Source organism: Winogradskyella pacifica (assembly GCF_003386275.1).
GTDB classification, from domain to species: Bacteria; Bacteroidota; Bacteroidia; order Flavobacteriales; family Flavobacteriaceae; genus Winogradskyella; species Winogradskyella pacifica.
Genome location: NZ_QREI01000008.1, coordinates 118,066 through 143,021, shown reverse-complemented (window position 1 = coordinate 143,021; position 24,956 = coordinate 118,066). Strand labels below are relative to the sequence as shown.

The window sequence follows — 24,956 nt, the reverse complement described above, 5'->3', positions numbered from 1 at the left end:
TTAATAGCAGGATCTGCAGTTTGATTAACAAAAGCCACAGTCGGAGTACCACAGTTATCAGCTTCATCGTTTACCACAGTAATATCTGCTGCAGGTACATCACTTAAACATTGCACATTAATATCAGCAGGATTAGACGCTGTTGGGTCTGTATTATCAAGGATAACAATATCTTGGTATACATTAATAGAATTACCATTAGTGTCAGTTACAGAATAGGTTCTAGTAATCGTTCCGTTATTGATAGCAGGATCTGCAGTTTGATTAACAAAAGCCACAGTCGGAGTACCACAGTTATCAGCTTCATCGTTTACCACAGTAATATCTGCTGCAGGTACATCACTTAAACATTGCACATTAATATCAGCAGGATTAGACGCTGTTGGGTCTGTATTATCAAGGATAACAATATCTTGGTATACATTAATAGAATTACCATTAGTGTCAGTTACAGAATAGGTTCTAGTAATCGTTCCGTTATTGATAGCAGGATCTGCCGTTTGACTCACAAAAGCAACTGATGGTGTTCCACAGTTATCGGCTTCATCCGTCACTACAGTAATATCAGCAGCAGGCACATCACCTAAACATTGCACGTTAATATCTGCAGGATTAGAAGCTGTAGGTTTTTCATTATCTACAACTGTTATTGTAAAAGTACAAATACTCCCAGTAGGAGTATGTCCTGAGTCATGCTCTTCAAATGTAATGGTTGTAACTCCAATAGGAAAAGTAGCGCCCGAAGGCAGTCCTGTAGTTCTATGTGCGTGCTGTGAACCAATATTAGAGGTAGGACCAGTATAAGTCACTACAGCACCGCAAGTACTAGAGGCCACATTTATAGAGAATGACGACGTACAACCTGTAAGAGCGAATATGCTTGATGTGCTATGATTAATTTCTAGTTGTAATGGTTCATTCCTTTTTAAAGGACTCACTAGATAACTTTCGTCAACACCAAAATACCCTGCGCTAGCAAATAAATCGTTATGAGTAGATTCTTCTTTAATTCGTAAAGTTTCATTCGACGTAGCTAGATTATCCGTTTTCCAAGTTGTCATAAACTCGGTTTGCGCATTTAAGCTCAGCGAAAAACTAAAAATAAAAAGCAACAAAGCTAAAGACGTAACATGAGTTAAAACCTTTAAGTAATGATTTTTCATAACAACAATATTTAGTGTTTAAAAAACAAAACATTATTAGGGAGTAATGTTTAGCTCGTTATTTTATAAAGTAAAATAATTATTTCGCTAAGAGGGATGAGCAAATATAGATTTTATATTCAAATCCGCAAATAAAATAATCGATAAAGTGTAATTAAAATACGGTAAAGCGCATTATAATGTAGTGTTAAGTCATGAGTAAGTCATAACAAAATCACGTCATTACTAAGTTTTACTAGTGATGTAACTCTTTGTTATTGTTTATTCTAGCTATAAAATACGATAATTGTTTTTATATAAAAATTATGCTTTTTAGGTTTTTATTCTTAAAAGACATCGTTTTTCATAAGGTTAAACTGTTCTGTCTTTTAAAACCATCAAATATTTAAAGCATTTTAGTTATCGTTTGCTATAGCAGTGTTTGTTCTTAATTTACTACAATACACATCGTGTAAAAGTTTAATAATTAGACTTTTATTTTACAATTGCTATTAACTATCTAGGGATAAACAAATATAAATTTAAAAATTGTTTAGACTTCTATAAAATCGTTAACAGGTAAAAATCTTCTTTAAACGAAATCCTTGAAATTAAGTTGTTTATAAAGTATTGGAGGATTGAATTGTAAACCTAGAGGCTTTCAATTTTATAGAATTTTGGAAGTAAAGTATAAAAAAACTCTCATAGCAAGCATTCATTTGCTTGTATGAGAGTTTTATTTTGAACTAGAAAAAGGTGTTAACTTCTCCTAACACTATAAGAACTAATTATATTTTTTAGTTTTAATTTAAGATCTTCTCCTGTATCATACACCATCTGTTCATCACTTGGAAACAGAACTTGTCTTTGTAATATAAGGTTTCTATCATTATTCTTTAATGCGCGTTTATCACCTTCGAAGGTTCCAAAAATATTTTCAAAAATATAGCCACTATCTATTGTAAATGTATCAATAATTTGGTTTTGTTTTAAATCTGTATAAACCACATCAGCAATAACTTGAGCTGATTTAGTTTGTACAACTTCAAAAAGGCGCGCTTTTACGTTTATAATTTTATCAACCTTTATATCATTACCAAGACTATCTTTTTTTACATTTCCGGCTCTGTCTAGATCATATTTCCAACCGTCTACAATATTTTGTTCTCTTAACACTTGACGTTCGTTAATACGTTCTGGCGAGATATTTATTTGCTTTAATTGTAATTGCATCGCAAAATCATAATTAATAGCTTTATCTGTATTAGCATGATAGGTTGTCCAGAATTGATTTAAGCCATAAGTATTAAAATCTAATAATTCAGCTTCTAATTGTTGCGGAATAATTTGTTGCGTGTGGTTTTGAATAGAAACATATATATAATCCATTCCTTTTTGATGCGCTTCAGTAATTAAGCTTCTGTTTTCTTCAAAATTGGGATTGATACGTTCTATATAACTAAAGATATCATGTGCTTCTCTTGCATTATACTTATCATTAGAATCTAAAAGCGCTATGCCTTGATTAATTAAATAATCAGAAGTTTTATATCTGTAGTCAATAAGTTTTGTACTGTAATCCTTAAACTTAAAATTTACAGTTTTACCATCTATTTGTAAAGGCATAACACGTTTAATAGCAGCTTGCCTAGCTTCTAAATCCGAATATATTTCATAAATGGTTTTATATTGTTCAGGATTACCATCTTTTTTAAAATGTTTAATAGTCTGTAAATCCTGCTCTAAAACTTTATTGTAGGCATCCTCGAGCATCACAATATAATCTTGTTTGCTTTTTTTATCTTTATTGTTTTCTAATTTTTCTAAAGCGTCAGAAATAGCCTGATCATAATTTCCTTGGCTAATGGCGCTTTCAATTTGTTTTTTGGCACTACAAGATACGAGTACCGTAACAAGGACTAATAAGAGTAAAAATTTTTTCATAATCTTGTGTTTTTTGTGGTTATAAATCTGTAATTCCAATTATAATGCCAAAGTAAAAAAACTTTTGAGACTTAGAATGATTTTTATCTAGAAAGCTTTTAAGATAAATTAATGAACAGAAAGGCTTTTGCAATGCAACTACACCGCCATACAAATCCAAAAAAATTTAGAATCTTGCGGATTGACATTAAAGATTTTTGTTTCTTTACAAATCAATAAAAGACCCATGTTTCATAAAGAAAACGGATGTTTTCATACTCTAGAATCTCATTTTTCGGAAGCACTTCCTAAACAATTTACCTTTCCGTTTTATTACACTCCACATTCACTTTGTATTACTGCGGCAGATGAGGTTAAAGCGTATCTTAATTTTCAAACAGATTTTGAACACAATTTTGGTCTAGTCGACGGCAAGAAAGGTTTAAGTATCGGTAAGATGTTTGGTGTTCTGATTGTTAAAACTGAGAAAGGACAACTAGGTTATATCACTGCATTCTCAGGGAAATTAGCAGAAAGTAATCATATTGAAGGATTTGTACCACCGGTTTATGATACATTGAATGAAGATGGTTTTTACAAGAAAAAGGAAATACATGTAAATAACTTGACTGCTGAAATTGAAAGGTTAGAGCAAAATCTGGAATTAGAAAAAGCCCAATTAGATTTAAAAAAGACAAAACTTGAAACCACCCAAAAACTTGAAGATTTTAAAAAGAAAGCAAAAGTTGAAAAGCAATTCAGAAGACAGCGTAGGGTAGAGGCAGAGCATAAACTTTCTAATTTAGAAAAGGAAGTGTTTTTTGAAAAACTGAAGCAAGAAAGCATTCAGAATAATATTGATTTAAAATACTTAAAGTTAAGCATAGAAGCAGACGTAATTAAGGCAGAGGAACGTTTAGTCGAGTTAATTCAACCAATTGAAAATTTAAAATTAGAAAGGAAAACACTATCAGCGCGTTTACAAAAGCAAATTCACGAGCAATATAAATTCTTAAATGCTAAAGGTGAAACGAAAGATTTAATTACCATTTTTAATGCTACAGATCTAGGTAAACCACCTGTTGCAGCAGGAGAGTGTGCTGCGCCTAAATTGTTTCAGTATGCCTACGAACACAATTTGAAGCCTATCGCTATGGCGGAATTTTATTGGGGAATTTCTCCAACAGCAGAAGTTAGAAAGCATGGACAATTTTACCCCTCTTGTCGTAGTCGGTGCGAACCCATTTTAGGTCATATGATGCATGGTTTAGATGTTGAACCTAATCCTATAGAATCTGCTGGTAAGTTTGATGGAGACCTAGAGATTATTTACGAAGACGATTTTCTATTAGTTCTTAACAAACCTCATGAGTTTTTATCAGTTCCAGGAAAAACGATTAAAGATTCCGTTTTAACACGAATGCAAACGTATTTACCAAATGCAACAGGCCCTTTATTACTACATCGTTTAGATATGTCTACTTCAGGATTATTACTAGTAGCTAAAAATGAACGAACGCACAAAAAACTTCAGAAACAGTTTATTAATCGCACCATAAAAAAGCGATATGTTGCGGTGTTAGATGGCACTTTAGAAACAACAAAAGGAACAATCGATTTACCTCTAAGAGTAGATTTAAATAACAGGCCAAGACAATTAGTTTGTTATGAACACGGTAAAAAAGCCACCACGACTTATGAGATTGTTGAGGTTACCGATCATAAAACCAGAATTCATTTTTATCCGATTTCAGGTAGAACACATCAATTACGGGTACATGCAGCGCATCATAAAGGGTTAAATATGCCCATAATAGGTGATGATTTATATGGTATGCCTTCTAATCGATTACATCTTCATGCAGAAACTTTAAGTTTTGAGCATCCTGTGAAACGCGAGTGGGTAAGTTTTAGTTGTGAAGCTCCTTTTTAGAATCAGTTTAAAGCGTTCAATTTAAAGCAAAAAAAGAAGACTAAAGCAATTCAACTTTAGTCTTCTTTCAATATAAATAAATGTATAATTACTTCTTTTTCTTCGGGTTAAAAATAGGTAATAACTGTGTTTTTACAGAACCAAAACCTATTCGTGTACCATCATTTTCACAGTAACCTCTCATAATTACAGTATCGTAATCATTAATAAATTTACGTTCTGTGCCATCTTTCATTTTTAAAGGTTTGCTACCTTTCCAAGACAATTCTAACATAGATCCATAAGAATCTGGTGTTGGTCCAGAAATGGTCCCACTTCCCATAACATCACCTGAATTAATAGGACAACCATTAACTGTATGATGTGCTAATTGCTGAGCCATATTCCAATACATATACTTGAAATTAGATTTACTAACCACGGCTTCTTTCGCACCTTTGGGCTGAATACCCACTTCTAAATTAATATCGAAACTCTTTTTTCCTTTAGTTTGTAAATAGTCTAAAGGTTTAGGGTTTTGCTTAGGGCTTTCTGTTCTAAACGGTTCTAAAGCATCTAAAGTCACAATCCATGGAGACATTGATGATGCAAAACTTTTTCCTAAAAATGGTCCTAATGGTACGTATTCCCATTTCTGAATATCTCTTGCAGACCAATCATTAAATAATACTAAGCCAAAGATATACTCTTCAGTTTCTTCAATAGGAATAGGTTCGCCTAAATCATTAGCGTCTGTTGTAATAAAAGCCATTTCCAGTTCAAAATCTACTAATTTTGATGGACCAAAAACAGGTTTTTCAGCACCTTCTGGTAAGGTTTGTCCTTGTGGACGATGAATCGGAATTCCCGAAGGAATAATCGAAGAGCTACGTCCATGATACCCAACTGGCATATGTACCCAATTTGGCAATAATGCATTGTCAGGGTCTCTAAACATGGTACCAACATTTGTAGCATGCTCCTTGCTAGCGTAGAAATCGGTGTAATCACCAACATGTATTGGTAACTGCATTTCAATTTCATCTAAACGAAACAATATCGTTTCTTTATGTGGATTGTTATTTTTTAAGGTCTCATTTTCAGCATCAAAAATCTGAGCGATTCTGTTTCTAACTAAACGCCAAGTTTTTCTACCATCTGCAATAAAATCGTTCAATGTATCTTGAAGAAAGATATCATCCGTTAACGGAATCCCTTCAAAATAACCCAATTGGTGTAAAGCACCAAGGTCAATCGCCGTATCACCAATTCGCGTTCCAATCGTTATAATGTCATCTCTAGTTAAGAAAACACCAAAAGGAATGTTCTGAATTGGAAAATCTGAGTTTTTACCGACATGTAGCCATGAGGTACGATCTGGATTGTTAGCTGATAATGGCATAGAGTTATTGTTGATTAATTGTTCATTAAATTCATTCAAACCTACATAATTTTTGATATTTAAACTAATGTATTCACTATTTTTGTATCGATTTAACAAACACATTATTTATGCAACGCGACGAACAAATATTTGAACTTATTAAAGCCGAAAGAGAACGCCAGATTGATGGCATAGAATTAATAGCATCAGAAAATTTTGTTAGCGACCAGGTGATGGAAGCTGCAGGTTCTGTATTGACTAATAAATATGCCGAAGGTTATCCTGGTAAACGCTACTATGGTGGTTGTGAGGTTGTTGATGAGGTTGAGCAGATTGCAATCGATCGTGCTAAAACTTTATTTGGTGCTGCATATGTTAATGTACAACCCCATTCTGGAAGTCAGGCAAACACTGCTGTATATCACGCGTGTTTAAGTCCTGGTGATACTATTTTAGGATTTGATTTGTCTCATGGTGGACATTTAACTCACGGATCTCCTGTTAATTTTTCAGGTAAATTATACCGTCCTACATTTTATGGTGTAAAGAAAGATACGGGACTTATTGATTACGATATGTTAGCTGATCAGGCGCAAAAAGAGAAACCTAAATTAATAATTGCTGGTGCTTCTGCCTATTCTCGTGATATGGATTTTGCGAAGTTTAGAGAAGTAGCGGATAGTGTTGGTGCTGTTTTACTAGCGGATATTTCACATCCTGCAGGATTAATTGCTAAAGGGATTTTAAATGATCCAATGCCGCATTGCCATGTGGTGACGACAACAACTCATAAAACTTTAAGAGGACCAAGAGGTGGTATGATTATGATGGGTGAAAATATTGATAACCCATTCGGAGTTACTTTAAAGAACGGTAAACTTCGTAAAATGTCTGGTTTATTAGATTCTGCTGTATTCCCTGGAAATCAAGGTGGACCATTAGAACACATTATCGCTGCTAAAGCTATTGCTTTTGGTGAAGCCTTAACAGATGACTTTATGCATTATATGCTACAAGTAAAACATAATGCAGCTGCTATGGCTAAAGCATTTGTTGCTAAAGATTATAACTTAATTTCTGGTGGAACTGATAACCACATGATGTTAATTGATTTAAGAAATAAAAACATTACTGGTAAAGATGCTGAAAACGCTTTAGTAAAAGCAGACATTACCGTGAACAAAAATATGGTGCCTTTTGATACAGAATCTCCTTTTGTAACTTCAGGAATTAGAATAGGTACTGCCGCAGTAACCACTAGAGGTTTAAAAGAAAGCGATATGCCATACATTGTAGATTTAGTGGATGAAGCTCTTAAAAATCATGACAATGAAACGGTTTTAGCAGGTGTTGCTGAAAAAGTGAATACTTTAATGGGTGGACGTGCATTGTTTAATGCTTAAAAGATACAAGGCCTAGCAGGTCTGAATATATAATATAGAAAGCCTTTTAATTTAATTTGAAAGGCTTTTTTTTATGTATTATAATTTGGCAAATAGGTCATTTAAAGATTCAAAATCGCGACGTTTATAATTTGTGTTGTCTCTATTGTTGAGATAATTAATCACATCTTTCTTAGGGCTAGAAGACCAAAAGTTCCAAGTGTCTGTTATTATATTATTTTCTTCAATTATGATGCGTCCAGCTAAAGAGTTATCTAATAGTTCATTTGAAGAATCATAAACACGTACCAAGGATTCGTTTTGGAAGATTAATCTATATAGTCTGTCATCACTATTTAAATTTGTAAACTTGGTTTCTGTCTCGTTTTCATTCTCAGTACGTCTGAAAATAACGTCTTTAATTAAATCATTATCGATTGGGACGTAGTTGTTGTCGAGATTTAGAATGGTTATCAGCTTGTTTTGATACGGTTGGTTGATACTAATTTTGCCGTTATAAACGGTTTCGTCTTTTAAAATCAGTTGGCCTTCAAAAAAAGGGCTGTTAATATTTAGGGTCTCAGTGCAATCACAATTACAACTGCTATTTACACTATTTAATAGCTGTAGACTTGCGTTCATAAGCTCTAAGTTTTGAGCTTTTAGATGCGATGAGCTAATGACTAAAAAGAAGAGGAATAAAACCGTTGGTATTTTTTTTGAAATCATGAGATCTATTTAAAGGGTTTATGTTGCATAAATCGCACAACAATTGTTCCATAATTTTGAAAAAAATATTGTTTGGAAGCTTTATTGTTTGTTAATAAATGCTAATACACGATTAAAATAGGCTTCTCCTCCAACTTTCCAAACATTAGAATGGTTTGCAGAATCAATTTCAATAAATTCCTTATTAGTACTTGGTATTTTTGAGAAATTAGCTTTAGCGTATTTTATATTGATACGCTCGTCTATATTACCATGTACTATAAGTATAGGTTGGTTAATGGTTTCACAATACTTAATAGGTGAAGCATCGTTTGAGTCAAAGGCTGCAATTTGTCCAGCTCTATTAACTAGGTAATTAGAAAACGGTGTATAGCTAAAACCAGCGTGTAGATCAAAATAATCATTAACTATAGTTCTAAATTCTGAAAATGCACTTTCAATTATTCCGAATTTAATACGTTGATCGTAGCCCATGGCTTGTAAACCAATGGCACCACCCAAGGATTGTCCCCAAACTCCAAAATGACTGAGATTTTCATGTTTGGATAAATAATCAATAAGGCTTGCAACATCTTTTTTCTCATGAACTCCAAAGGAACAAAAATCTCCTTCGCTTTTTCCGTGGGCTCGTGAATCTAAGGCAACAGCGTTAAATCCGTTTTCTGATAGAAAATCAATTACATTTTTGAATTGATCTTTATTAGAACGAATGCCGTGCAATAAAATCACGGTTCCTTTTGATGAGTCTAAACTAGAATAGGTTAATTGCGCGGATAATTTGAGACCATCAAATGAGTTAAAAGCGAATGCTTTTTGATTTAATTTTGACGCGTTATTTGAAGCTACATCGAAACTAACATTTTTGTTTCGTTTTATTAAGCCAACAACAGGATTCTTAATTTCAGAAATAAGTCGAGGTACAAAAAAATGTATGGCTAACAGTCCAAGAATTAGTGTAAAGGCAGTAACAATTTTTAAGAATTTTACATGTTTCTTGGTTAGCATAGATTAATCTTCATCAAATACCACACTCTGATAAGCACCAGCATCTGGAGCAACTGTTCTACTTACATTTAATATATCATTTGGAACTTGACTCGCGAATATAGAAAGTCCAATACCATCTGCAGCAGAATCGGCTCCAATTCGCATTTTGTTACTAAATGGATCTTCAAAATCTGGATCTTGATTAAATAGATTGTTCTCGTAAAATGTTAGGTTTTCAAAATCGTAATTGCCTTGTCCATCAAGATTGTTATTATCAAATCTTAATAAGCAATTCGTAAATTTATAATTAAACACTTCACCTTCATTTTCTAGTAAAAACTCAGGATTGTCGTTACCATAAATGATACAGTTATTAAAGTTCGCTTCTACTAAACCATTGGTGAACACGGTGTTGTTTTCGTCAACGATAAAATCATTTAAGAGTAGGGCAGGGAATTGTCTAAAACTACTATTCCAGTAATTAGCAATGGTACAATGTGTAAAATTATATTTTCCGCCATAAGTGCCAGCAAAAGACGATTGACCAGCATTATTAATAACTAAATTTTCTGCTCGTATAGAAGTTGCTCTTCCTAATATTCCAAAACTACTTACATTATAGATTTGAGAATTGGTAATCGTTAATTTATCAGTGGTTGCATTTTGATTTCCTTCAGACAACACACCAATAGTCGCATTTTTTATAGTGGCGTAATTAATAGTATTGTTTTCACTGCCATTATACAACCAAATAGTTCCCCATTGCCCGGGAATATCTTCGTAAAGTGGTTCTAAACGATCACCTTCTAAAATTACTTCGTTTTCTAAAGTTTCCTGATCAGTACTTAATGCACCATTTATGTTTAATGAGCCATTATCTGTGACGATAATCCCAGAATCCGCATGAAAGTGCACACGTGCACCGGCTTCCATGGTTAAGGTTTTACCTGCACCAACCCCTGCATAACCATAAATAACATAAGGTTTTTCGTTGGTAAAAGTCAATTCTTCATCAGCGAGAAAACGACCTTCTAGCGTGGTTTCATCTGGTGTACCGTCACCATCAACGTCAAAACTTAGGGTTTCAACAATACCTGTAATGTCATCTTTACTTGGATAGATGAAAACAGCGTCTTTAACTAAGGTAACCACGTCTACATCTTGTTGGTTATTTCCTGAATCGAAGAGGATTTTGTCGGTATATAAAAACTGATTTTCTAAACCACCTAAAGTTGAAATATCAATAGTGGTTTCAATAAAGATGAACAAACTATCCTTTGCTAATAATTCTACATCTTCAAAGAATTTACCTTCTTGTGTGCCTTCTAATCCTGTGGTGCCATCAATATTCATTCTGTATCGTGAATTCACTCCATTTTCGAATTGTATGGTCGGAATTACAATATCGTCATCACTGCGATTATAAACTTTAAGATTATATGTGCTAGAGCCAATATTGGTGAAAACGGTATCTAAATAAATGGTGTCTTTTGCAAATTCTAGTTGGCCTTTACTTGGAGTAAATTCAAAATCGTTACGACAAGAACTCCAAAATAGTAAAATTCCAAAACAAAGTAAAAATGATAGCAATCGCTTCATAAGTAATAAATATAATTAAGGCTTAAAAATATAACTTTTGAAGTTAGGATTTATTATAGATAAGTATAAATATGTAAAGATTGTCTTTCCTGCGAAAGCAAGAATCCACTTCTATAACATATGAGACTCCTGCCTTGTCAGCAAAGTGAGCGGTTAATTCTTATTTTGCTTAACGCTCTTATCACCATATTCATCTAATAGAATTAAGAATAACTGACTGCTAACGACCAACTCTTCTAAGAACAGCATTTTGTTTTCTTCTTTAAGCATTTCCGAACTTATTTGTTTAGCATCGCAATAATCAAAAAATAGATATTTCTTGTCTTCCGGAATCTTTAAATTATCAGTTAGTAATTGTGTATTAAAAAATGAACTCTCACTAAATAACGAATCCATTTGGGTATAAGTAATCGGTTGATAGGTTGGTGCATTGTATTTATCTTTCTTTTTTAGAAGATTAGCAACTAAGCCAATAATAGCAAAGAGATCTGGACCGTAAGTAGCCCCAGCAGGTTTGTATTTTTCTGGATGATTTTTTATGTCTTCCTGAATCATATTTTTGAGTTCCGTATTGTATGTTTCTTCTACAAAAACGGGTTGCTCAGGTTCTGCTTTGACTTCAACTTCATCGAGTTCTGTAAGTATTTCTTTAAGTTCAAAAACAGCTGTGCCATCAAAATGATACGCTTGTAAGGCAATAGTTTTTGGGTGATAGAATACGGACTCGATAGAAATGGTATCCGTCACTTTAGCTTCGAGGTTAAAATTACCGTTGTTATTTGTTACCGTAACTCGGTTCTGTGTTTTATTAAAGACTTTTACATTTTTAACGGTTCCGCTAGCATCATATACTTTTCCATTTAAAGTTTGGGCAAAGTGTATAAAAGGAAGACAAAATAAAAAGAATAGAATAGTAATTTTACGCATGCTTGATTTGATTGATGCGTTAAAGTAAAGTCTTTAAGTTGAAAGGAATCTGCGTTTTAAAAAAACTTTAACCTAATAAAATGTTAATTGAAAAGTTCTCCGATTTCTGGTGGGATACGTGTAGGACGCTGTGTATGAGAATCCATCAGACACCATTTTGCTTTAGAGCTTACAATCAACTGTTGGGTTTTTATATTGGTGATTTCGACATGTCTAATGGTGCTGACACCTGCGACTTTTGGAACATACGTCTTTAATAAAAGTTGATCTCCAAGTAAAGCCGGACTTTTATACTCTATATAATGATTCACTAAAAACCATGAATAGGTTTCTAAAATATCTTTTGTAGCATAGGCGAGCCAATGATCCTTCGCTATATCCTGTACCCACTGCACATAGCGTACATTATTTACATGGTTAAGATCATCTATATCATCTTCAGTAACGGTAATGGTTTTTTCGAATACGTGCACAGTGCTATTATTGTTTCATTATTTTAACCTCAAAAAGCTTGTCCCAGTTTTTTCCTGTTACAAAAATAGTTTCGCGTTCTGGGTGATAAGCAATACCGTTTAAAACATCTAATTCAGGATGTTGTGTTACTAGTTTTCTTAGAGGTTTAAAATCTATAACACCTTCTACACCTCCTGTTTTTGGGTTAATGATAACCACACCGTTACGTTGGTAAATATTGGCGAAAATCTTACCTTCAATCCATTCCATTTCATTTAAATTCGCGATGACACCTTTTTCAGTATAAACTTCAATATGGCCTTTTTCGCTAAGATCATCAGGATTTAAAAAATAGATTTTCTCTGTACCGTCAGACTTATAAAGAATTTTGCCGTCATTACAAATGCCCCAACCTTCTTTACTAGTTTCGTAATTGAATGTTTTTATCTTTTCAAAAGTATTTACATCGTACACAAAACCTACTTGGGCTTGCCATGTTAATTGATAGATGTTATCATTTAAAATGGTTAAACCTTCTCCAAAATATTTATCTTCTAAATTAATGTTTTTTAAGACCTCTCCAGTTTCAAAATTTACTTTTCTAAGTTTTGATTCTTTTCGCTGTCCCGTACTTTCATATAACTCACCATTGTAGAATTCTAAACCTTGCGTATACGATGTAATATCGTGAGGGTAGGTGTTTATAACTTCATACTTGTAGTAAGAAGGAATGATGTTGTTAAAAATTTGAACGGATTTAGTAATCGTTTCCGTTTTATCTTCAAAATTAACTATTGCGGTGATTTCTTTTTTACCTAAAGTAATCTGGTCTAAAACACCATTACTTTCAATCGGTTTACCATTTAGCTGATAACTAACGTTAGTGATCTCTAAATTCTTCGGATTATCTATTGAAAGCTTCATGGTATCACCAAGCATTAAAGATTTTACCGATGTATTTATCGACAAACTAGAAATTTTTGAAGCATTTGTTTCACCACAATTGGATAAAACTAAACTTAAAGATAAGAGAATGAAATATTTAGAAATGTGCATAACGTTGGTTTGAATTTTTAGCAAGTTATTAAATAAAATTCAGTTTAAAAATCATTGCGTAAGTATTAAAAGATTGTATCTTTGCACCTGGCAAGTCCTACACAACCAGCTCCTGTTGAATCCTCCAGGGCGGGAACGCAGCAAAGGTAAATGGTCGTAGCGGTGTGATGTAGGTAGCTTGCCTTTTTTTGTACCCTAAACTCAAATCTTGAACGCTTCGGCGAATCGAGATTTTTTCAGTTTATATAGGTTCTCATCGCGATTAGCATAGTATTAAAAGGTCTACTAATTTCAGAATTCGTATTTTCGAAATTATAATTTATAAAGCAGTATGTCTAAAGTTGTATTAATAACAGGTGGTTCTTCAGGAATAGGAAAATCTGTTGGTGAATTTCTTCAAACCAAAGGATTTAAAGTTTATGGCACAAGCAGGAATCCTGATAGGTATCCAAATAGTAAATTTCCTATTGTAGCTTTAGATGTTACAAAGCCTGAAACGATTTCTAATTGTGTTGCAGAAATCCTAACTCACGAATCTCGAATTGATGTACTTTTAAATAATGCAGGTGCAGGTATTACTGGGCCAATAGAAGAGATTCCTGATGTAGAAATTAAGCGCAATTTTGAAACTAATTTATTTGGCCCCATTAATATGATTAAGGCTGTTTTGCCAACGATGAGAACGCAAAATTCTGGTTTAATTATTAATGTGACCTCAATTGCTGGTTATATGGGTTTACCATATAGAGGTGTGTATAGTGCAAGTAAAGGAGCGTTGGAGTTAATAACTGAAGCCTTTAGAATGGAATTAAAAGGGTTTCATATTAACATGACCAATGTAGCTCCTGGGGATTTTGCCACCAATATAGCTGCTGGTCGTTATCATGCGCCTGCTTTAGAAGATTCTCCTTATAAAGCAACGTACGGAAAAACTTTAAGTATGATGGACGAGCATGTGGATGGTGGTAGTGATCCGAAACAAATGGCAGAAGCGATTTATAAAATCATTCAGACTAAAAATCCGAAAATCCATTATAAGGTCGGAGCTTTTATGCAGAAATTCTCAATTGTTTTAAAACGTATTCTTCCAGATTCAGCTTACGAGAAATTGTTAATGAATCATTATAAATTATAGAAAGCAAATTGTATTGGTAGGCTTAAAATCGTAAATTTACGGCAACTAAAACACAACAACTTAAAATAAGTTTTATGAAATTTTTTATCGATACAGCAAACCTAGAGCAGATTAAAGACGCTCAAGATATGGGTATTTTAGATGGTGTTACAACAAACCCATCATTAATGGCTAAAGAAGGCATTACAGGAACAGATAATATAATGAAGCATTATGTGGATATCTGTAACATTGTAGAAGGTGATGTTTCTGCAGAAGTTATTTCTACAGATTTTGATGGCATGGTGAGAGAAGGTGAGGCCTTAGCAGAATTACACGATCAGATTGTGGTAAAATTACCAATGATTAAAGATGGTATTAAAGCGTGTAAGTATTTTTCGGATAGAGGAATTAAAACAAACGTAACCTTAGTATTCTCTCCTGGTCAGGCATTATTAGCGGCTAAAGCAGGTGCAACATATGTATCTCCTTTTATTGGTCGTTTAGATGATATCTCTACAGATGGTTTAAACCTTATCGCTGAGATTCGTCATATCTATGATAACTATTCTTTTGAAACTCAAATATTAGCAGCTTCTGTACGTCATACAATGCACGTTATAGATTGCGCTAAATTAGGTGCAGATGTTATGACAGGACCGTTAAGTTCTATCACCGGATTACTTAGACATCCATTAACAGATAGTGGTTTAGAAAAGTTCTTAGCAGATTATAAAAAAGGAAATTAAATAAATTTCAACAACAGTTTTAAAGAGCATCTTGTTTTACAATAAGGTGCTTTTGTTGTAATAACTCCTCAAGGGTTTCGTTAAACTTAGAATTGAAGATGTTAGCATTAGGATGTAAAATGATGCCATTTTCATCAACAATAATAGACTTATTCAAATAGTTAACAGCTAAAGTTTTACGTGCTTCTTTTGAGTTTTTAAACTTAAATTCATTTATAGTAGGGAAGTTATAGTTCTCAATAATATTCTTCCAAAACTTATCATTATTGTCATTTACATTAATTGAAATAAAATCCATCTGAGGAAAATTTATTTTCAACTTATCTACCATGTAGTGACTATTTTTATATTGCGATTTAGAATTAGAAGACCAGAAATATATAATCGTAGGTTTCGTAATAATCGAATTTATAAAATGTTCTGTGTCATTATAATTTACAATAGAGATGTTAGGCAACGGATTACCTTGACGTAATAATTTTAATGAAGATACTAAATCATTCATGTATAATTTATCCTCCTCGTTAGTGCTTTTTTCTAAGTAATAATTGAGCACTTCATTGGCTTCATCTTCGGTGTGATTATAGCTGATATATTCTCGTGCTTTATATTTTAATAAATTATTTTTAATAATTGGATCTGAAATAATACTGTCGATTAAGTCTAGTTTAGATTTATTGTAGCCCATCGCATGTCTATTAAACTTGCTGTGGTAAGCATTATTCTTATAATAATTATGAATGGCTAGATTGTCTATATGAGAAAATAAGAATCGGTTATAAGCAAAAAACCGACTTAAATGTGTGGCATTATAATCGATATCTTTTCTGTGTCCGAAAAAACCTTCAGGTAGATCCTTTATATGGATTAACTTATTGTTGCCAAAATAGGCGAAAGGATAAATTTCTTTATCAGCATAAGCATTGTAGTTAATGTTGGCTTCTATAATAGATTTGAAAAATTCTGATTCTTCATTTAGAGTTAAAAATTGGTAAAACTCATTTAATTGCGTTTGTCTTCTCTTTTCAACAAATTCATTAAAAATTTCAGGTTCCATTTTAGAATATTTAACCAACTGTTTTGCCTCTTTCTCATTAGATAAATAGGTTTTAAGGAGGTAGTTATTCTTTCTGGCACCGTTTCCTGTAAATACTAAAGACTCGTCAAAATCATAAGTATTTAGTCTAAACATAATACTATCATTAGGCTCTAAGAGTAGCATTTGGTATTCACCACCATGTGTTAAAGAGTATAAACCAGGATGGAGATTATCTATTTTAAAAATAAATCGATTATTAGCATCTAAAGTAATCGAATCTAAAACCTGTCCGTTAGTATTATAGAGTATAACACTATTGTTTTTAGGATTGATAATTTCGCCACCTAAATACGCAGAGTCACTAGTGTTTCCTCCTTTGAATTGACATCCAAAAACAGTTGATAACAAGGCAACAGTAAGAACTATACGAAGAGTTAGCATGGAAAATTTATAAAAGTTAGAAAACAAAAATATAAGATGCATTACGCAACTGCTGTTAATACCTCGTTAAATCTTATTAGTAAGTCTTATAATTTCAACCAAATGCAGAAATATTAGTTGTTTTACAACAGCTACTTAATAGTATTGGCGAGTTTTAGAGTCTTAGTTGTGTAACCATTTTATACCTAAGTGTTGTATTTAGTTTAAGAAACATCTTTCAATTTAAATTTTACCACTTTTTTAAGATTCATAATGCTGTAAAATAGCAGATTTTGGGTTTAATTTTCTACTTTTGCAATCTCAAAAATTCGCCTTCATTTATAGTAAGGTTAATAGATTAAAATTTAAAGACATGTTATCAGTTTCTAATCTTTCAGTTCAATTTGGAAAACGCATACTTTTTGACGAAGTAAGCACCACATTTAATAATGGTAATTGCTATGGTATTATTGGTGCCAATGGTGCCGGAAAATCTACATTTTTAAAGATTATAGCAGGCAAAATGGATCCAACATCAGGAAGCGTTCATTTAGAGCCAGGTAAGCGTATGTCTGTTTTAGAGCAGAATCACAATTTACATGATGAAGACACTGTTCTAGAAACCATATTAAAAGGAAATAAGCCATTATATAAATTAAAATCTCAGCTAGATGCGCTTTATGCAGATTACACAGATGAAAATGCTGAGAAAATAGGAGAGCTTCAGGTACAGTTTGAAGAAATGAATGGATGGAATGCCGATAGTGATGCTGCTGCGATGTTATCTAATTTAGGAATTAAGGAAGATTACCACTATACCTTAATGAAGGATTTAGACGGTAAGCAAAAAGTACGTGTCTTATTAGCACAAGCTTTATTCGGAAATCCAGATTTGTTAATCATGGATGAGCCTACCAATGATTTAGATTACGAAACGATCTCTTGGTTAGAAAATTTCTTAGCAAATTATGAAAGCTGCGTTATTGTAGTCTCTCACGATAGACACTTTTTAGATTCAGTTTGTACACATATTTCTGATATTGATTTTGGGAAAATCAACCATTTCTCAGGTAACTATACCTTTTGGTATGAGTCGTCTCAATTAGCGGCAAGACAACATGCACAACAGAATAAAAAGGCAGAAGAAAAGAAAAAAGAATTAGAAGATTTTATTCGTCGTTTCTCTGCTAACGTAGCTAAATCTAAGCAAGCTACGAGTAGAAAGAAGATGATTGAAAAATTAAATATTTCAGACATTAAACGTTCTAGTCGTCGTTATCCTGCAATTATTTTTGAGCGCGATCGCGAAGCTGGAGATCAGATTTTAAATGTACAAGGCTTATCAGCTAGTTTAGAAAATGAGGTTTTATTTAGCAATATTGATATCAACTTAAATAAAGGAGATAAAGTCGTTGTATATTCTAAAGATTCTAGAGCAACAACAGCATTTTATCAAATATTAAACGGGAAAGAACAAGCAGATTCTGGAAAATTTGATTGGGGAGTAACCACAAATCAATCCTATTTGCCATTAGACAACAGCGACTTTTTTAAAAATAAACTATCACTTGTTGATTGGTTACGTCAATGGGCACAAACAGAAGAGGAGCGAGAGGAAGTAAATATTAGAGGCTTCCTTGGAAAGATGATTTTTAGTGGAGAAGAAGCTTTAAAAACATCAGATGTTTTATCTGGTGGTGAAAAAGTGCGTTGTATGCTAAGTCGTATGATGATGATGAGAGCTAACGTATTAATGTTAGATGAACCAACCAACCACTTAGATTTAGAAAGTATAACAGCGTTTAACAATTCGCTAACGAACTTTAAAGGCACCATCATGTTAACAACACATGATCATGAGTTTGCGCAAACCGTTGGTAATAGAATTATAGAATTAACACCAAATGGAGTTATTGATCGTTACATGACGTTTGATGAGTACATGAGTGATAAAAAGATAAAAGAACAACGTGAAAAGATGTATGGAGCAACTGTTTAAAACCATCTTATTACCTTGAAATACAAATGCTGATATTTAAAAAATATCAGCATTTTTTTTGTTTTAATCTGAAGTACTTATTACTAATAGTAAAGGTTTATAAAACTAATCTAGTTGCTTTCTTTATTAAGAAGCAGCTTCCATTTCAGCTTTCACTCTATTTACAATAACCATAGCTTTATCTAATTCATCGTTATGAACATAAAGGTCTTGGTAGCCTTGGTTCATTGACGCGTAACCTGCTAAACGTTGCGATTCTCCTTCATCTTTAACAATCGGGACAATGCCAACGTGTTCTAATTCATCTTTAACTCGTGTAACTAAAATGAAATTTCCGTAGTAAACTTTTGTATATTCTGTAGTGCTCATAATGATATGTTTTAATTGCTGATTAAAAGTTACGAAATTTTTTGAAACTAATTATTAAATAAATCATAATTTTATTCGCATTAACTATGGCGTTTTGTTTTTGTATAGTTTTTGACTATCAAAAAATAAATTAAAAAAATGTGTATCTTATGCCTAAAAGTATATTAAGACATAATTTTATAAAAAATTAAAACAAATAAAACTTGTAATACATGGAAAAGAATCCACACTCAAACGACGCTCCCCAAGGCAAAAATTTCGATATTAATGAAAGCGCAGCTAAATGTCCCTACTTAAGTGGCACAACAAAACACACTGCTGGAGGTGGTGTTGAAAATAGAGATTGGTGGCCAAACGAATTAAAACTTAATATTTTACGTCAAAATGCAACGAAGTCTAATCCGATGGGAGTCGATTTTAATTATGCTGAAGCGTTTAATAGCTTAGATTTTGATGCGCTTAAAAAAGATGTTACTGATTTAATGACCGATTCGCAAGATTGGTGGCCTGCAGATTATGGACATTATGGTGGCTTAATGATTAGAATGGCGTGGCACAGTGCAGGAACGTACAGAGTCGGAGATGGAAGAGGTGGAGCAGGAGCCGGAAACCAACGTTTTGCACCTATTAATAGTTGGCCAGATAATGGCAACTTAGATAAAGCCAGATTGTTATTATGGCCTATTAAACAAAAATATGGCAACAAGATTTCTTGGGCAGATTTAATGATTCTTGCCGGAAACTGTGCCTTAGAATCTATGGGCTTTCCAACATTTGGTTATGCTGGTGGACGAGAAGATGTATGGGAACCAGAACAAGATACGTATTGGGGAAGTGAAACTGTTTGGGGTGAGAATGAAGCACGTTATGAAGATGGTGATTTAGAAGATCCATTAGCAGCGGTAATGATGGGATGGATTTATGTGAATCCAGAAGGACCAAATGGAAACCCGGATCCGATGGGTTCTGCAAAAGATGTTAGACAAACATTTGCAAGAATGGCCATGAATGATGAAGAAACCGTAGCACTTGTCGCTGGTGGACACACGTTTGGTAAAGCACATGGTGCAGCAGATCCTAATGATTATGTTGGGAAAGAACCACACGGTGCCCCTATTGAAGAAATGAGTACAGGATGGAAGAATTCATTCGGGACAGGTGTTTTAGATGATACCATTACAAGTGGCATAGAAGGTGCATGGACACCAAACCCGACACGTTGGGATAATGAGTATTTTGATGTTTTATTAAATTATGATTGGGAATTAACTAAAAGTCCGGCCGGTGCACACCAATGGAAGCCAACAGCTGCATCTAATGCTAAAAGAGCACCAAAAGCAGGTGATGCTAATGCTACACAAGGATTAATGATGACTACTGCAGATATCGCTCTAAAAGTAGATCCTATTTATTTAGAGATTTCTAAACGTTTTCATGCGGATCATAAAGCCTTCGAAGATGCCTTTGCACGTGCTTGGTATAAATTAACGCATAGAGATATGGGACCAATTTCTCGTTATTTAGGTCCTGAAATTCCTAAAGAAGAATTACTATGGCAAGATCCTGTGCCAACGGTAGATTATTCGTTAAGCGATGCTGATGTGTCTACCTTAAAAGGTTTGATAGCGGATTCAGGGTTAACGATTTCTCAAATGGTAACGACAGCTTGGGCGTCTGCATCAACTTATAGAGGTTCTGATAAGAGAGGTGGAGCTAACGGTTCACGTTTACGTCTAGAACCACAACGCAGTTGGGAGGTTAATAATCCTGCAGAATTGAATAAGGTATTATCAGTATTAGAAGGTATTAAAACTGAATTTAAAGGAGAGGTGTCTATAGCTGATTTAATTGTTTTAGCCGGAAATGTAGGAGTAGAGCAAGCCGCGAAGAATGCAGGTGTTACTGTTTCTCTAAGTTTTGCAGATGGTAGAGGAGATGCTACACAAGAACAAACAGATATTGAAGCTTTCGATTATTTAGAACCTTTAGCGGATGGTTTTAGAAATTATATTAAGTCCGATTTAAAAATAGCCGCCGAAGATTTATTAATCGATCGTGCGAACTTATTGACGTTATCAGTGCCAGAAATGACCGTTTTAGTTGGTGGATTACGTGTGTTAGGTGCTAATTATGATGGTTCTAATAATGGAGTATTTACAGATACGGTTGGTCATTTAACTAACGATTTCTTTAAGACTATTCTTGATTTTACCTACACATGGAAAGCAACGTCAGAAGACGATCGCTTTTTTGAAGGTCGCAACCGCAAAACAGGAGACGTAAAATTTAAAGGCACACGTGCCGATTTAATTTTTGGATCTAATACAGAATTAAGAGCTATTGCTGAAGTGTACGGAGCAAACGATGGCCAAGAGCGCTTTGTAAAAGATTTCGCTGCCGCTTGGACTAAAGTGATGCATTTAGATCGCTTTGATTTAAAATAATTAAGTGAATTAATAAGTAGAGTACAAAAGGAGTGGGCTTAAAAACTCATTCCTTTTTATTTAAACAACATAACATGAAGAAAGATATAGATGTGTTTTTTGAGGCGATTCGGTCTGGAGATAAAGACCGATTAGAAGCTTTAATAAACATAAACCCGAAATTAATTGGAGAAAAGGACGCTCGTGGATTTACTCCGCTCATTTTAGCAACCTATTTTGATAATGATGTGGCCACAGAAATACTGATCAATCACAAGGCAGATCTTAATGCTAAAGACGCTTCAGGGAACACTGCTTTAATCGGTGTTAGTTTTAAAGGCAATATTGCTTTAGCAACCACTTTATTAGAACATGGAGCCGATATTAATGCGGTTAATACTAATGGCATCACAGCTTTGACATTTGCTACGCAATACAACAAAATTGATATTGTAAAACTGCTTTTAGAACATAACGCAGATACTAGCATTAAAGATTCTGATGGCAAGATGGCTTTAGACTATGCTAAAGACAAACACTATAATGAGATTGTGGCGCTTTTAGAATAACAGCCATTTTACCACAATTAAAAACTGAGTTTAAAATTGGCTTGTTAGAGCTTTTATTAAACTCAGTTTTTTGTTCATTATAGTAAAATGAGGCTCAATACTATCTTTTACTAATGACTTTGGGTTATGTGACCTTCGTTTTAGCTATATCTAAGGTGCTATAAGCTTGCTGTAAATATATTATAACCATGCTATAACCACGCTATAACCTGTTTTTTGTTTTATAGTTTTATTGAACAAAATGCGACGATGGTTTGGGGGAAATTAGTAAATTATACGGGTTGTATGAAGACGTGTTATTTTTTCAATTTCATTACTTCTTCCAGTAATGGTGCAAGTCCATTTTCTGTTATGGCGTCGTTATTCCAAAAACTTAGAACGCAACTCACATAATTTCCTCTTACTTCAGTTGCAACATAGAAAATGGTCAACGTTTTTCCTCCAGACATGCTTGCTAAAACAGAAGTCAATCCGGTAAAATCATAAATCACTTTTTTGGCTTTAGTTTCTGTTCCTTCAAATTCTATATCAACTATGGCTTCCGAAACTACTTTTCCATTTTTTCTTGATTTTGTTATTGCTAATTGTTGCGCAACAGTGTTTTGTGCGTCTTCTAAACCTTTATGAACAGACCAATTCATTTCACCATAATAAGGACATTGCACGGTATTTACGTTCGTCCAACTACAATTAGATCCCAGTTTTATTTTCCTTCCAGCGAAATTGATACTATCAATTTTCATTGACGCATAATTTTCATTTGGTATTGTTTTTTCAATTATCGATTTTATAATTGTATGCTCAAATGCTTTATCTCTTTTATTAATAGCGCTAAATTGAATAATTGTAATTCGTTTGTCTTTGTTTTCTATGAAATAAAAAGTGTTGTTTTGAACTAATTCTTCAGTGATTTCTTTGTCATTAGTGACGAAATAATTATTAAATGCTAATTGATCATCTTTGGTTTTATTCTCGTCTTTTTTGATGGCATATTTGCGATACACTTTTTTCAATCCTTTTTCAGTAAAAGGGTAATTTAAGGTTTCACTGGTTATAGTAAATCCATCACTATTGTAAAACGTTAAACCATTGTTACTAATGGCTTGTAATCTGTTGAAAATACTGTCGTTTTGAGCCAATGAGATTGTCATGGCAAACAGTAAAATTAATGTTGAAATTTTTCTCATTTAGTGTGCTTTGTTTTAAATTTTCGGCGGTGGCGGTGTCTGATTTTGCCTTGTTTTATTAAGTTCATAAAAATGCAAACTTGCAGAGTATAAATGAATTGCAATTTTTTTTCAAAAGCTATTTTTTTATTTCGGTATTTCTCTTTTTTCGTCCTTAATTAGTGTCTCCCAAGTAATTTTTTCAAGAGAGAATCTTTTTTCTTAGGTCGTCTTTAAAGTACAGGCAAAGCCCATTGATAAAAAAATCAGTTCTTATCGTTTTTTTAATTCATCCACATTTCTAGAAACTACAATTTCTGTGATACGCTTAGCCTTAATTTATATTATTTTTAATCCGTATTTTGTTTGTGGTTTTACCTCATGACTTAATGCTTTGTTGGGCATAGTTGTTATTCGTTCCTTATTTTGTTTCTATGAGTTAATCCCCAATCTCTCATTGTCTCAATTACTTTATCTAATGATTTGCCATAATCCGTAAGGCTATACTCAACAGAAACAGGCATAGTGTTAAATACCTCTCTGTTTATTAATCCATTTATTTCTAGTTCCTTTAATTCCTTGGATAACATTCTTGGGGTTATTCCTTCAATTTGTCGTTCTAATTCTTTAAATCTATGAATTTTAAAAGAAAGCGCTATAATAATAGGTAATCTCCATTTCCCTCCAATTATGTCTATGACATCTCGAACAGGAAGAATAAATTTTTTACATTCTGTTGGTGTATAAATAGGCGTTTCGCTCTTTTTTTTGTTCATTTTTAGATTTACTTTAACACTATACTATACTAAAGGATACTAGTATACTTTAGTGTAGTGCTATATTTTGTATAGCTAATTTAGTATAAATTTGTTCATAATAATCAAAAAAAATAAAATGAAAAAAACGTTAATTTTAAGTTACACTCCAAGAGATAATTCAAATACAAAAAAAATGCTTGATTTCTTTATCGAAAATAATCAAGAAAAAACAGAAATTACATTAGTTGATTTAACGGAGGAAGCTCCAGATTTGTTATTAAAAGAAAATTTGAATCTTTATGTAAATAGAAATTTTGGTGGCGCAGAACTTACTGATGAACAACAGAGCGTTTTGGCTAAAAATGATAAAATGATGCAACAATTATTAGATACAGATTTTGTTGTCTTGGCTAGTCCTATGTATAATTTTTCGATACCTGCAACAGTAAAAGCTTGGTTTGATGCTGTTATACAGGCCGGGAAAACTTTTGGATATACTGAAAATGGTATTAAAGGGTTATGTGAAGATACAAAAGCTTTGATATTAATGACAAGTGGAAGTGATTTTGGAATGGAACCTTATAAAGGTGTTAATTTTGCAACTCCTTTTTTAATAACGGCTTTTGATTTTCTTGGAATTCCCGCTGAAGCCATTAATAAGTTTGGGATGATACAGTATGCAGACAAATCTGAACAAATGATTGCGGAAGCTAAAGAAGATATAAAAATGGTAAGTGATAAATGGTATTAACGCCGATTAACTTTGAATACGATTTATAATAGTAAGTTTATTCAGTCTTTCTCTTTTCAGTCAAAGCAATTATTTTAGTTCAGATAAGGGGGGGTATGTCTAATA

General features: G+C 33.2%; 21 protein-coding genes and 1 other RNA gene. 9 read left to right on the top strand and 13 right to left on the bottom strand.

The features are described from left to right. Nucleotides 1-1,163, bottom strand: a 1,163-nt coding sequence (locus tag DFQ09_RS15420; protein WP_115811914.1) for an HYR-like domain-containing protein, incomplete at its 3' end; no start/stop codon positions are given. Between the two features lie 738 nt (nt 1,164-1,901). Then, entirely contained in the window at nt 1,902-3,086 is a 1,185-nt protein-coding gene (locus tag DFQ09_RS15415) for a hypothetical protein (protein ID WP_245940372.1), read from the bottom strand. Between the two features lie 226 nt (nt 3,087-3,312). Between DFQ09_RS15415 and DFQ09_RS15410 the strand changes: the two genes are divergently transcribed. Beyond that, entirely contained in the window at nt 3,313-4,998 is a 1,686-nt protein-coding gene (locus DFQ09_RS15410) for an RluA family pseudouridine synthase (RefSeq protein ID WP_115811912.1), read from the top strand. Nucleotides 4,999-5,086: 88 nt separating this feature from the next. Here DFQ09_RS15410 and fahA read toward each other — a convergent pair whose 3' ends face one another. Beyond that, nucleotides 5,087-6,379, bottom strand: a complete 1,293-nt coding sequence (fahA, locus tag DFQ09_RS15405; protein WP_115812061.1) for a fumarylacetoacetase — start codon at nt 6,377-6,379, stop codon at nt 5,087-5,089. A 110-nt stretch (nt 6,380-6,489) separates the two neighbouring features. On the opposite strand from fahA, the gene glyA reads away from it, so the two are divergent. Then, nucleotides 6,490-7,764: a serine hydroxymethyltransferase gene (gene glyA / locus DFQ09_RS15400; protein WP_115811910.1), complete on the top strand. Its 1,275-nt coding sequence runs from the start codon at nt 6,490-6,492 to the stop codon at nt 7,762-7,764. A gap of 78 nt (nt 7,765-7,842) precedes the next feature. Here the strand turns inward: glyA and DFQ09_RS15395 are convergent, their stop codons facing one another. From DFQ09_RS15395 to DFQ09_RS15370, 6 genes are all read right to left on the bottom strand, one after another. Beyond that, nucleotides 7,843-8,472: a hypothetical protein gene (locus DFQ09_RS15395; protein ID WP_115811908.1), complete on the bottom strand. Its 630-nt coding sequence runs from the start codon at nt 8,470-8,472 to the stop codon at nt 7,843-7,845. Nucleotides 8,473-8,553: 81 nt separating this feature from the next. After that, nucleotides 8,554-9,477 carry an alpha/beta hydrolase gene (locus DFQ09_RS15390; RefSeq protein ID WP_115811906.1) on the bottom strand — a complete coding sequence of 308 codons (924 nt, stop codon included), beginning with the start codon at nt 9,475-9,477 and terminating at the stop codon, nt 8,554-8,556. A gap of 3 nt (nt 9,478-9,480) precedes the next feature. Beyond that, nucleotides 9,481-11,058: a hypothetical protein gene (locus DFQ09_RS15385; RefSeq protein WP_115811904.1), complete on the bottom strand. Its 1,578-nt coding sequence runs from the start codon at nt 11,056-11,058 to the stop codon at nt 9,481-9,483. A gap of 153 nt (nt 11,059-11,211) precedes the next feature. After that, on the bottom strand, nt 11,212-11,985 hold the full coding sequence (locus DFQ09_RS15380) for a carboxypeptidase-like regulatory domain-containing protein (RefSeq protein ID WP_115811902.1): 774 nt from the start codon (nt 11,983-11,985) through the stop codon (nt 11,212-11,214). Nucleotides 11,986-12,068: 83 nt separating this feature from the next. Then, the gene (locus tag DFQ09_RS15375) at nt 12,069-12,458 is read right to left on the bottom strand and encodes an acyl-CoA thioesterase (RefSeq protein WP_115811900.1); all 390 of its coding nucleotides are present in this window, start codon (nt 12,456-12,458) and stop codon (nt 12,069-12,071) included. A gap of 7 nt (nt 12,459-12,465) precedes the next feature. After that, nucleotides 12,466-13,494: a glutaminyl-peptide cyclotransferase gene (locus tag DFQ09_RS15370; RefSeq protein ID WP_115812059.1), complete on the bottom strand. Its 1,029-nt coding sequence runs from the start codon at nt 13,492-13,494 to the stop codon at nt 12,466-12,468. A gap of 88 nt (nt 13,495-13,582) precedes the next feature. On the opposite strand from DFQ09_RS15370, the gene ffs reads away from it, so the two are divergent. The 3 genes from ffs to fsa all read left to right on the top strand — a co-directional run bounded on the left by ffs (nt 13,583) and on the right by fsa (nt 15,357). After that, nucleotides 13,583-13,681, top strand: an RNA gene (ffs, locus tag DFQ09_RS15365) — signal recognition particle sRNA small type. A 144-nt stretch (nt 13,682-13,825) separates the two neighbouring features. Then, nucleotides 13,826-14,629, top strand: coding sequence for an SDR family oxidoreductase (locus DFQ09_RS15360; protein ID WP_115811898.1), 804 nt, complete (start codon nt 13,826-13,828; stop codon nt 14,627-14,629). A gap of 74 nt (nt 14,630-14,703) precedes the next feature. Further along, a complete protein-coding gene (gene fsa, locus DFQ09_RS15355) occupies nt 14,704-15,357 on the top strand; it encodes a fructose-6-phosphate aldolase (RefSeq protein ID WP_115811896.1) in 654 nt (217 codons plus the stop codon). A gap of 19 nt (nt 15,358-15,376) precedes the next feature. On the opposite strand, the gene DFQ09_RS15350 is transcribed toward fsa, so the two are convergent. Then, nucleotides 15,377-16,837 (bottom strand): TlpA family protein disulfide reductase, encoded by a 1,461-nt coding sequence (locus tag DFQ09_RS15350; RefSeq protein WP_115811894.1) that lies wholly within the window; start codon nt 16,835-16,837, stop codon nt 15,377-15,379. Nucleotides 16,838-17,189: 352 nt separating this feature from the next. Between DFQ09_RS15350 and DFQ09_RS15345 the strand changes: the two genes are divergently transcribed. Then, the gene (locus DFQ09_RS15345) at nt 17,190-18,815 is read left to right on the top strand and encodes an ABC-F family ATP-binding cassette domain-containing protein (protein WP_115811892.1); all 1,626 of its coding nucleotides are present in this window, start codon (nt 17,190-17,192) and stop codon (nt 18,813-18,815) included. Between the two features lie 126 nt (nt 18,816-18,941). Here the strand turns inward: DFQ09_RS15345 and DFQ09_RS15340 are convergent, their stop codons facing one another. Continuing rightward, complete coding sequence (locus DFQ09_RS15340) at nt 18,942-19,184, bottom strand: putative signal transducing protein (protein ID WP_115811890.1); 243 nt, start codon at nt 19,182-19,184, stop codon at nt 18,942-18,944. Nucleotides 19,185-19,396: 212 nt separating this feature from the next. Here DFQ09_RS15340 and katG point away from each other — a divergent pair, with 212 nt between their 5' ends. After that, entirely contained in the window at nt 19,397-21,628 is a 2,232-nt protein-coding gene (gene katG / locus DFQ09_RS15335) for a catalase/peroxidase HPI (RefSeq protein ID WP_115811888.1), read from the top strand. Nucleotides 21,629-21,702: 74 nt separating this feature from the next. After that, complete coding sequence (locus DFQ09_RS15330) at nt 21,703-22,176, top strand: ankyrin repeat domain-containing protein (protein ID WP_115811886.1); 474 nt, start codon at nt 21,703-21,705, stop codon at nt 22,174-22,176. 296 nt (nt 22,177-22,472) lie between these two features. Here DFQ09_RS15330 and DFQ09_RS15325 read toward each other — a convergent pair whose 3' ends face one another. Continuing rightward, nucleotides 22,473-23,363 carry a hypothetical protein gene (locus DFQ09_RS15325; protein WP_115811884.1) on the bottom strand — a complete coding sequence of 297 codons (891 nt, stop codon included), beginning with the start codon at nt 23,361-23,363 and terminating at the stop codon, nt 22,473-22,475. 389 nt (nt 23,364-23,752) lie between these two features. Further along, a complete protein-coding gene (locus DFQ09_RS15320) occupies nt 23,753-24,118 on the bottom strand; it encodes a winged helix-turn-helix transcriptional regulator (RefSeq protein WP_115811882.1) in 366 nt (121 codons plus the stop codon). Nucleotides 24,119-24,236: 118 nt separating this feature from the next. On the opposite strand from DFQ09_RS15320, the gene DFQ09_RS15315 reads away from it, so the two are divergent. Continuing rightward, nucleotides 24,237-24,851 (top strand): FMN-dependent NADH-azoreductase, encoded by a 615-nt coding sequence (locus DFQ09_RS15315; RefSeq protein ID WP_115811880.1) that lies wholly within the window; start codon nt 24,237-24,239, stop codon nt 24,849-24,851. Nucleotides 24,852-24,956: the final 105 nt, after the last annotated feature.

What these genes read in the sequence shown, in the direction of transcription:
- DFQ09_RS15415 (WP_245940372.1), bottom strand. Translation starts at nt 3,086, where the DNA reads ATGAAAAAATTTTTACTCTTATTAGTCCTTGTTACGGTACTCGTATCT.
- DFQ09_RS15410 (WP_115811912.1), top strand. Translation starts at nt 3,313, where the DNA reads ATGTTTCATAAAGAAAACGGATGTTTTCATACTCTAGAATCTCATTTT.
- fahA (WP_115812061.1), bottom strand. Translation starts at nt 6,379, where the DNA reads ATGCCATTATCAGCTAACAATCCAGATCGTACCTCATGGCTACATGTC.
- glyA (WP_115811910.1), top strand. Translation starts at nt 6,490, where the DNA reads ATGCAACGCGACGAACAAATATTTGAACTTATTAAAGCCGAAAGAGAA.
- DFQ09_RS15395 (WP_115811908.1), bottom strand. Translation starts at nt 8,472, where the DNA reads ATGATTTCAAAAAAAATACCAACGGTTTTATTCCTCTTCTTTTTAGTC.
- DFQ09_RS15390 (WP_115811906.1), bottom strand. Translation starts at nt 9,477, where the DNA reads ATGCTAACCAAGAAACATGTAAAATTCTTAAAAATTGTTACTGCCTTT.
- DFQ09_RS15385 (WP_115811904.1), bottom strand. Translation starts at nt 11,058, where the DNA reads ATGAAGCGATTGCTATCATTTTTACTTTGTTTTGGAATTTTACTATTT.
- DFQ09_RS15380 (WP_115811902.1), bottom strand. Translation starts at nt 11,985, where the DNA reads ATGCGTAAAATTACTATTCTATTCTTTTTATTTTGTCTTCCTTTTATA.
- DFQ09_RS15370 (WP_115812059.1), bottom strand. Translation starts at nt 13,494, where the DNA reads ATGCACATTTCTAAATATTTCATTCTCTTATCTTTAAGTTTAGTTTTA.
- DFQ09_RS15360 (WP_115811898.1), top strand. Translation starts at nt 13,826, where the DNA reads ATGTCTAAAGTTGTATTAATAACAGGTGGTTCTTCAGGAATAGGAAAA.
- fsa (WP_115811896.1), top strand. Translation starts at nt 14,704, where the DNA reads ATGAAATTTTTTATCGATACAGCAAACCTAGAGCAGATTAAAGACGCT.
- DFQ09_RS15350 (WP_115811894.1), bottom strand. Translation starts at nt 16,837, where the DNA reads ATGCTAACTCTTCGTATAGTTCTTACTGTTGCCTTGTTATCAACTGTT.
- DFQ09_RS15345 (WP_115811892.1), top strand. Translation starts at nt 17,190, where the DNA reads ATGTTATCAGTTTCTAATCTTTCAGTTCAATTTGGAAAACGCATACTT.
- DFQ09_RS15340 (WP_115811890.1), bottom strand. Translation starts at nt 19,184, where the DNA reads ATGAGCACTACAGAATATACAAAAGTTTACTACGGAAATTTCATTTTA.
- katG (WP_115811888.1), top strand. Translation starts at nt 19,397, where the DNA reads ATGGAAAAGAATCCACACTCAAACGACGCTCCCCAAGGCAAAAATTTC.
- DFQ09_RS15330 (WP_115811886.1), top strand. Translation starts at nt 21,703, where the DNA reads ATGAAGAAAGATATAGATGTGTTTTTTGAGGCGATTCGGTCTGGAGAT.
- DFQ09_RS15325 (WP_115811884.1), bottom strand. Translation starts at nt 23,363, where the DNA reads ATGAGAAAAATTTCAACATTAATTTTACTGTTTGCCATGACAATCTCA.
- DFQ09_RS15320 (WP_115811882.1), bottom strand. Translation starts at nt 24,118, where the DNA reads ATGAACAAAAAAAAGAGCGAAACGCCTATTTATACACCAACAGAATGT.
- DFQ09_RS15315 (WP_115811880.1), top strand. Translation starts at nt 24,237, where the DNA reads ATGAAAAAAACGTTAATTTTAAGTTACACTCCAAGAGATAATTCAAAT.